Raw genomic sequence first — 503 nt, 5'->3', positions numbered from 1 at the left:
CTTTTTCGCGCATAATTCGCAGGGACTCGCCGTTGTGAACAGGAACCCTCCTTCGGCTACCTGACCCGTCCCTCTCGCAAGTTGAAGAAATGCGTTCTCCTCGGCATGAAGCGATCTAGTGTGCACCTGATTCTTCTCGTCTTTTAATTCGTTGTAGTTGGCTTTGAAGCAGTAGGATAAATTGCGCCCTTCATAATGAGGCAGCTGAAGGCGCGCCAATGGCTGCGCCAAAATATGGGTTCTGAATTCCTCACCGTTTTCATATTCGCTAAAGGCATTTGGATCTTGTTGAGAGAATAAGTGGCGAACGTTACGCAGCGCGCATGGTACCTGACCTCGAGGCACGTCGTTCCAGCCGATCGACTTTACGGAAGAGCCACTATCAGCTACTACGGCGCCCACCTGCCGGGAAATGCATCCTGAGTTAAGCTTTGCTGTGAAAGCCGCTTGCATGCATCTCTCAATATTCGTCGGGGTGATTAGTCCGGGGTGCATCATCAAAC

1 pseudogene is annotated in these 503 nt (G+C 51.1%); it reads right to left on the bottom strand.

Going from position 1 to position 503, the window contains the following annotated elements:
• Positions 1-495: pseudogene (locus ACP7BV_RS27855) on the bottom strand (hypothetical protein); the annotation flags it as partial.
• Positions 496-503 lie beyond the last annotated feature (8 nt).

This window comes from Massilia sp. TSP1-1-2 (assembly GCF_049896185.1).
In the GTDB taxonomy this organism is placed as follows: domain Bacteria; phylum Pseudomonadota; class Gammaproteobacteria; order Burkholderiales; family Burkholderiaceae_D; genus Telluria_A.
This window is presented reverse-complemented; position numbering and strand designations above follow the sequence as displayed.